General features: G+C 44.3%; 7 protein-coding genes and 1 other annotated feature. Of the genes, 6 read left to right on the top strand and 1 reads right to left on the bottom strand.

The genetic code is table 11. The features are described 5' to 3' along the window. On the top strand, positions 1–951 hold a 951-nt coding region (locus tag ACTNES_RS18070; protein WP_441040284.1), incomplete at its 5' end, for a PFL family protein. A gap of 116 nt (positions 952–1,067) precedes the next feature. On the opposite strand, the gene ACTNES_RS18065 is transcribed toward ACTNES_RS18070, so the two are convergent. Continuing rightward, on the bottom strand, positions 1,068–2,159 hold the full coding sequence (locus tag ACTNES_RS18065; RefSeq protein WP_441040283.1) for a pyridoxal phosphate-dependent aminotransferase: 1,092 nt from the start codon (positions 2,157–2,159) through the stop codon (positions 1,068–1,070). Between the two features lie 254 nt (positions 2,160–2,413). Continuing rightward, positions 2,414–2,665: a binding site (T-box leader), on the top strand. A 12-nt stretch (positions 2,666–2,677) separates the two neighbouring features. Between ACTNES_RS18065 and ACTNES_RS18060 the strand changes: the two genes are divergently transcribed. From ACTNES_RS18060 to ACTNES_RS18040, 5 genes are all read left to right on the top strand, one after another. Next, the gene (locus tag ACTNES_RS18060; RefSeq protein WP_291814753.1) at positions 2,678–2,824 is read left to right on the top strand and encodes a hypothetical protein; all 147 of its coding nucleotides are present in this window, start codon (positions 2,678–2,680) and stop codon (positions 2,822–2,824) included. A gap of 85 nt (positions 2,825–2,909) precedes the next feature. Then, on the top strand, positions 2,910–3,932 hold the full coding sequence (locus ACTNES_RS18055; protein ID WP_291814757.1) for an ABC transporter substrate-binding protein: 1,023 nt from the start codon (positions 2,910–2,912) through the stop codon (positions 3,930–3,932). A gap of 201 nt (positions 3,933–4,133) precedes the next feature. After that, positions 4,134–5,060, top strand: coding sequence for an ABC transporter permease (locus ACTNES_RS18050; protein ID WP_291810767.1), 927 nt, complete (start codon positions 4,134–4,136; stop codon positions 5,058–5,060). 3 nt (positions 5,061–5,063) lie between these two features. Continuing rightward, positions 5,064–5,858: an ABC transporter ATP-binding protein gene (locus tag ACTNES_RS18045; RefSeq protein ID WP_291814760.1), complete on the top strand. Its 795-nt coding sequence runs from the start codon at positions 5,064–5,066 to the stop codon at positions 5,856–5,858. Positions 5,859–6,060: 202 nt separating this feature from the next. Beyond that, positions 6,061–7,278 carry a DEAD/DEAH box helicase gene (locus ACTNES_RS18040; protein ID WP_441040282.1) on the top strand — a complete coding sequence of 406 codons (1,218 nt, stop codon included), beginning with the start codon at positions 6,061–6,063 and terminating at the stop codon, positions 7,276–7,278. Positions 7,279–7,376: the final 98 nt, after the last annotated feature.

Raw genomic sequence — 7,376 nt, 5'->3', positions numbered from 1 at the left:
GCTTTGGCGAAGACAGAACGTGTCTGCAGTTCTGTAAATGTTGGTTCTACACGTACTGGTATCAACATGGATGCGGTTAAACTCATGGGTGAGATTGTCCTGGAAACAGCGAAAGCTACTAAGGATCAGGACTCTCTGGGATGTGCGAAACTGGTTGTATTCTGCAACGCACCGGATGATAACCCGTTTATGGCAGGTGCATTCCACGGTGTGACAGAAGCGGATACCATCATTAACGTAGGTGTCAGCGGACCTGGTGTTGTTAAGACTGCTCTGGAACAGGTAAGAGGAAAAGACTTTGAGACTCTCTGTGAGATGATCAAGCGTACTGCTTTCAAAGTTACACGTGTTGGTCAGCTGGTAGCTCAGGAAGCTTCCAGACGTCTTGGTGTTAAGTTTGGTATCGTGGATCTGTCTCTTGCTCCAACTCCGGCAATCGGTGACAGTGTTGCTGAGATCCTTGAGGAGATTGGTCTGGAACATGCAGGTGCACCGGGTACAACAGCAGCGCTTGCTCTGTTAAATGACCAGGTTAAGAAGGGCGGAGTTATGGCTTCTACAGCAGTAGGTGGTTTAAGTGGTGCATTCATTCCGGTCAGCGAAGATCAGGGTATGATCGATGCGGTGAATGCGGGTGCGCTTACGATTGAGAAACTGGAAGCGATGACTTGTGTATGCTCTGTAGGTCCTGATATGATCGCGATTCCTGGAGATACGAAAGCTTCTACGATTGCTGGTATTATTGCAGATGAGTCTGCCATTGGTATGGTGAACCAGAAGACTACAGCGGTTCGTCTGATTCCGGTAATTGGTAAGGGTGTTGGTGAAGTGGTTGAGTTCGGTGGACTTTTAGGTTATGCACCGATCATGCCGGTGAATCAGTTCTCTTGTGATGCGTTTGTTCAGCGTGGAGGCAGAATTCCGGCGCCGATCCATAGCTTTAAAAATTAAAACTTTAAGAATAAAGAGAAGAGCCAGAAACTTCGAAATTTGGAGTTTCTGGCTTTTGTTTTGTTTAGGAGGGACGCGGATTGCAAATATCCGCTTGACTGAATAGTTAAATTTAATTATAAGGATGCCAAGATGTTCAAGAGTCTAGTGTTGTCTTCGGGGTTCATGATGCAGAAGCGGATGTATTCTCCGTCGAGGCATTCGAAGGAGGAGCAGTCGCGGATCATGAGGCCTTGGCGGATGCAGGTGTCGAAGACGTCGTAGGAGGTGAGGCTTGGCTTCTGGATTTTGAGGAGAATGAAGTTGGCGTAGGCCGGGTAGGTTTTGTAGGTTGGGATTTCCTCTAATGTCTGGAGCAGTCGGGTACGTTCGGAGAGGATGAGTTCTCTGGTGCGGTGGATGTAGTCTTTATCCTGGAGCATGAGTTCGCCGGCAAGGGCTCCAAGGCTGTTCAGGGACCATGGAACCTGTTTTTCTTTCATTTTTTTGAGGAAGTCGAGGTTTCCTGTGATTCCGTAGCCGAGGCGCATGCCTGGGGCTGCGTAGAATTTGGATACGCCGCGGAGGACCATGAGGTTAGTGAATTCTTTTGTGAGGGTTACAGAGGTGATCTCGCTGATGTCAGGGGCGAATTCTACGTAGGTTTCGTCGATCATGACGAAGATGTTTTTCTCTGCACAGAATGTGAGGAGTTTTCGCAGGTTTTCTCTGGTGATAGCGGATGAGGTCGGGTTGTTTGGGTTGCAGATGATCAGGAAGTCGTATTTTCCCTCCAGAGTGTGGCAGAGGTCGTCTACATTGAGGACAAAGTTATCTTTTTCACGGAGATGGTAGTATTCCTGGGTGCTGCCGGAGAAGGAGAGTTCTCTGGAGTATTCGGAGTAGGTTGGTCCGAGGATCAGGGTGTGTTTCGGGTTTCGCTCCTGGATCAGAAGGGCGATGAGTTCGCTGGAGCCATTTCCGGGGAGAATGAATTCGGCAGGGACATTACAGTATTCTGAAATTGTGTTGCGGAGAGTTGTGTAGTCTCTGTCAGGGTAGGAGGACAGGATGTCCAGATGGCTGGCGAGCTGTTTTTTTACATTTTCAGAAAGCCCCAGAGGATTTACGTTGGCACCGAATTTTACAATATCCTTTTGATTTAGATGATAGACTTCGCATAATTTTTCAATATCACTTACGAGAAAGACCAATTTTGTATTAGGCATATTACATTCCTCATTTCTGTATAAAGTTTTATGCTGCTTATTGGCAGTAAGTATTTTCTGTTACTGTTTATGTGCACCGCAAAGTGTGTTGCGGGGCATGGAATGAACAATAACTATTTTCTATTTGGTATTTTAACACAATACAGTATTAATAACCAGTAAGGGAAAGAAAAGATGCCGGAGTTTCTAAAAAAGTCTGAAAAAGAAAAATAAATGTCTTGACATATGCACATTAGCGTGGTAAAGTAAACATATCAAAACCGATGAGAAAGAAGAGTAAACAATTAAGAATCATTCCAGAGAGCGGCAGTTGGTGGGAAGCCGTATGAAACTGATTGTCGAATGGCCTTTCGAGGGCGGTCCGAAATCTTAATAAGCGTGAGAGTAGGCACCGACGGGAACCGAACCCGTTATAAATCAGGAGTGTATGTTTGTACATGAGAAAGTGGACGATTCGTCAATTTGAGTGGTACCGCGATAATAAGATTCTTATTACCGTCTCAAGCAGCAGATAGCTTGTGGCGGATTTTTTTATATATAAAGAGAATCTGTTATATGGCATCCCCTGTAATGCAGGAAAATCTGCTGATGGCAGGTGGGTATCACAGCAGTTGACACATCCGGGAAAAAGAGGAATCCGGGGAGTTCTTTCTCACAGACAGTAACAAGGGATTGGCAAACATCCCTGAGACTATGGCAGTTAAAAAATCATGAACTGCTAAATAAGATGTAGAGAGAGGAAAAAAGACTATGAAAAAAAGAGTATTAGCAATCGCAGCAACAGCAATGGCAACTATGATGATGGCATCACCGGTTATGGCACAGGATTTCAAGATCGGTATCTGCAATTATGTAGATGACGCTTCCTTAAATCAGATCGTAGACAACATCCAGTCCCGTCTGGAAGAAATCGGCAAGGAAAAAGACGTAAACTTTGATGTATCCTATGATAACTGTAATGCAGATGCCAACGTTATGGAACAGATCATTTCTGATTTTCAGGCTGATAATGTAGATTTAATGGTAGGTGTTGCAACACCTGTAGCAATGCGTATGCAGTCCGCAACAGAAGGAACTGATACACCGGTTGTATTCTCCGCAGTATCCGATCCTGTAGGAAGCGGTCTTGTAGAAGACCTGGATGCACCTGGAGCAAACATTACAGGTACAAGTGATTATCTGGACACAGCATCCATCATGAAACTGATCCAGGCAGTGAACCCGGATGTAAAGAAGATCGGACTTTTATACGATATCGGACAGGATGCTTCTACAACAGCCATCCAGGAAGCAAAGGATTATCTGGATAAAGAAGGCATCGAATATGTAGAGCGTACAGGTACCACAACAGATGAGGTACAGCTTGCAGCAGATGCACTGGTAGCAGATGGCGTAGATGCGGTATTCACACCAACTGACAACACAATTATGACAGCAGAGCTTTCTATCTATGAGAAATTCATTGATGCAGGAATCCCACAGTATACAGGAGCTGATTCCTTTGCATTAAATGGTGCATTTGTTGGATATGGTGTTGACTATGCAAACCTTGGACAGAAGACAGCAGACATGATCGCAGACATCCTTATGAATGATGCAGATCCTGCAACAACACCTGTTGAAACTTTTGACAACGGTACTGCAACAGTAAACACAGAAACCTGCGAGGGACTTGGACTTGATCTTGAAACTGTTAAAAAAGATTTCGAACCGTTATGCACACAGGTAAACGAGATTGTCACAGCAGAGAGCTTTGATGATGTAGAGAAATAATAAGGATATTCGGACAGCATTTTGAATAAATTCAGAATAAGTTCTGAGTTTATGGAATCCATTGTACCGATTGAAAAGACTGATAGTTGTCGGATGAGGATTTTAGTAAAATATTTTCTGAATTAAAATGAACAGCAGCAGATATTTTCTGTTGCTGTTCATTGAATGTAATAAAATAAACACAAACTGGAGGAAATTATCGTGACTATTGCGACTATACTCTCTCTTGGAGAGACCGCACTGAAGCTTGGCCTGATCTGCTCACTGACAGTTCTTGCCCTGTTTCTCAGCTATTCCATGCTGAATGTCTGTGACCTTTCCACTGATGGCTGTTTCACACTGGGAGCAGCGGTGGGAGCGGCAGTGGCAGTCAGCGGACATCCTTTTTTATCAATTTTTGCAGCTATGGCTGCAGGTGTATGCTCGGGCTTTGTAACAGCCATACTTCAGACAAAGCTGGGCGTTGACAGCCTTCTTGCAGGAATTATCGTTAATACGGCTCTTTATTCTGTGAATATTGCAGTGATGGGAGGTTCCTCCCTGATTAATATGAACAGAACAGAGACGGTATTTTCCATGATGAAAGAAACATTGAAAAGTACACCGCTGAAAGGAAGAGGAGATATTGTAGTTGCTTTCATTGCAGTAGCCATTGTGATTGCCTTCCTTGTATTTTTCTTAAGAACAAGACTTGGTCTGGCGATCAGGGCAACAGGAAATAATGCAGATATGGTAAAATCCTCATCTATTAATCCGGTATTTACTACGATTGTAGGTCTCTGTGTTGCCAACTCCTTCACAGCACTTTCCGGATGCCTTCTGTCTCAGTCACAGAAATCTGTAGATATCAATATCGGACAGGGAATGGTTACCATCGCGCTGGCTTCCCTGCTGATCGGTGGTACGATCCTTGGCAGAGGTGGAATTTTTGTGAGAGCGGTAGGCATGGTACTTGGATCCTTTATTTTCCGTCTGGTATATACGGTTGCACTGAGATTTAATATGCCGGCATTTATGCTGAAACTGGTATCTTCTGTGATCGTTGTGCTGGCTATTTCAGGTCCATACCTGAAGAAACAGTGGCCGCAGATTAAGAGAAGAATGACTCACAGGAAGGGAGTACAGTGATTTATGCTGAAGATTGAACATATTTCCAAGACCTTTAATCCAGGTACGGTAAACGAAAAACAGGCTATCAGTGATTTATCCCTGAATCTGGAGAAAGGTGATTTTGCAACGATCATCGGTTCCAACGGTGCTGGTAAATCTACTCTGTTTAATGCAATCTGCGGAGATTTTCTTACAGATTCCGGCATGATCATGCTGGATGGACAGGACATTACTTTTATGCCTCAGCATGTACGTGCAAAGACCATCGGCCGTCTGTATCAGGATCCTATGCGAGGAACTGCGCCTGGAATGACTATAGAAGAGAATCTGGCACTTGCAGCAGGAAAAGGCGGATGGCTTTCCCATGTGTCCAGGCAGGAGAAAGAACGTTTTCATGAAGAGTTAAAGCTTCTGGATATCGGACTTGAAAAGAGAATGACTCAGCCGGTAGGACTTCTTTCCGGCGGACAAAGACAGGCACTGACACTTCTCATGGCAACCATGAACCCGCCTAAGCTTCTGCTTTTGGATGAGCATACAGCAGCCCTTGACCCGGGAACTGCGGAGAAGGTGCTGAATCTTACGAAACGGATTGTGGAAGAACATCAGCTTACCTGTCTGATGATCACCCACAATATGCAGTCAGCCCTGGATCTGGGAAATCGTATCCTGATGATGGATTCCGGAGACATTGTGCTGGATATCCATGAAGAGGAAAAGAAAGGCCTGACAGTGGAAGGTCTTCTGGAGAAATTTAAGACAGGTGCAGGTAAGATGCTGGATAATGACCGTATTCTTCTTTCCGGAGAAAAATAAATATAAGAGAATGAATCCGCATAAAAGAAGCTAATATTTATGTGGGTTTCAGTAAATAAGATATCCGTCTCTGACAGATTATATAAATCATCAGGGACGGATATTTTTTTGTGGGAAAATCTATTCGATATCAGAAATTCGCAGATTAAAAGAATCTGCGAAAACCATACTCCTTTTGCTGCGTATTTTGGAGGATTATGAAATGGGCATAAACCTTTTCAAACATAATAAAGAAGCGTACAAAGCAGCGACAGAAATGCTTGAACAGACTGGAATGGCAGCAATCATCCATCCAACCGGAACAGGCAAATCCCTGATTGCCTTCAAACTGGCAGAAGAACATCCGTTAGATCACTTTTTATGGCTTTCCCCAAGTGAATACATATATCAGACCCAGCTGGAAAACCTGAATATGAAATTCCCAAACATTCAGTTCATGTCTTACAGCCGTCTGATGAAGAACGAAGACAGCATTGAAACCCTGCATCCGGATTACATCATCCTGGATGAATTTCATCGCTGTGGTGCCGCAGAATGGGGCAAAAGCGTCAGGAAACTTCTGAACGCCTGTCCAAATGCGAAGAGACTCGGGCTGTCCGCGACCAATATCCGCTATCTGGACAACCAGAGAAATATGGCAGAGGAGATTTTTGATGGAAAGATCGCATCCGAGATGACACTCGGAGAAGCTATCGTCCGGGGAATACTCCCGGAACCGAAATATGTGATAGCCATGTATTCATATAAGAAAGAACTGAATCAGTTAAAGAAAAGAATCCAGGCGTTATCGAATCAGGGCCCCATCACAGAGAACCAGAAACTGCTTGAGCAGCTGCGCCGCGCACTGGAACAGGCAGAAGGGCTGGACATTGTGTTTGAGAAGCACATGGAAAAGAAAAATGGAAAATATATCGTCTTTTGTTCCGGTAAAGAACATATGGACGAAATGAAAGAGCAGGCCAGTACGTGGTTTCGCCGGGTAGAACGTGAGCCGCGGATCTATACAGCGTTTTATAACGATACTGCTACAGACAGAGAATTCAGGGAATTTAAGAAGGATAACAGTGCACATCTGAAGCTTAATGAAGGGGTTCATGTGGATGATGTGGACGGTGTGATTCTTCTGCGCCCGACGGTGTCACCGATCATTTATCTTCAGCAGATCGGGCGTGCATTGTCAGCGGGCAGCGGGAAGACACCGGTTATTTTTGACCTGGTTAATAATTTTGACAGTCTTTCTTGTATTGACTGTCTGAAGAAAGAAATGGAAGAAGCATTTGTGCTGTTTCCGACAACGTATGGGAAGGGGCTTCGCTTTAGTGAGCGCTTCCACATTACGGATGAGACGAAGGACTGCAGGATGCTTTTCCAGAAACTGCAGACGAATTTAAGTTCCGCCTGGGAAACCTATTATTGCTAACTTCCCATTTTTTTCCTACTCACACCCTGTTATTAGCTAAAACAAAAGGTTTTAAAGTTTTTTGCTAAGTAAACATACCTACTCATTTATCCACCAAC

Origin of the sequence: Blautia sp. HCP3S3_D9 (assembly GCF_052063845.1) — a bacterium.
Lineage (GTDB): Bacteria > Bacillota > Clostridia > Lachnospirales > Lachnospiraceae > Blautia_A.
Note: the sequence above shows the minus strand (reverse complement) of the source record. Positions and strands in the feature narration are given on the sequence as shown.

Bases quoted from the DNA above. Each gene is read 5' to 3' on its own strand.
- ACTNES_RS18065 (WP_441040283.1), bottom strand. From the start codon at position 2,159: ATGCCTAATACAAAATTGGTCTTTCTCGTAAGTGATATTGAAAAATTA.
- ACTNES_RS18045 (WP_291814760.1), top strand. From the start codon at position 5,064: ATGCTGAAGATTGAACATATTTCCAAGACCTTTAATCCAGGTACGGTA.
- ACTNES_RS18055 (WP_291814757.1), top strand. From the start codon at position 2,910: ATGAAAAAAAGAGTATTAGCAATCGCAGCAACAGCAATGGCAACTATG.
- ACTNES_RS18040 (WP_441040282.1), top strand. From the start codon at position 6,061: ATGGGCATAAACCTTTTCAAACATAATAAAGAAGCGTACAAAGCAGCG.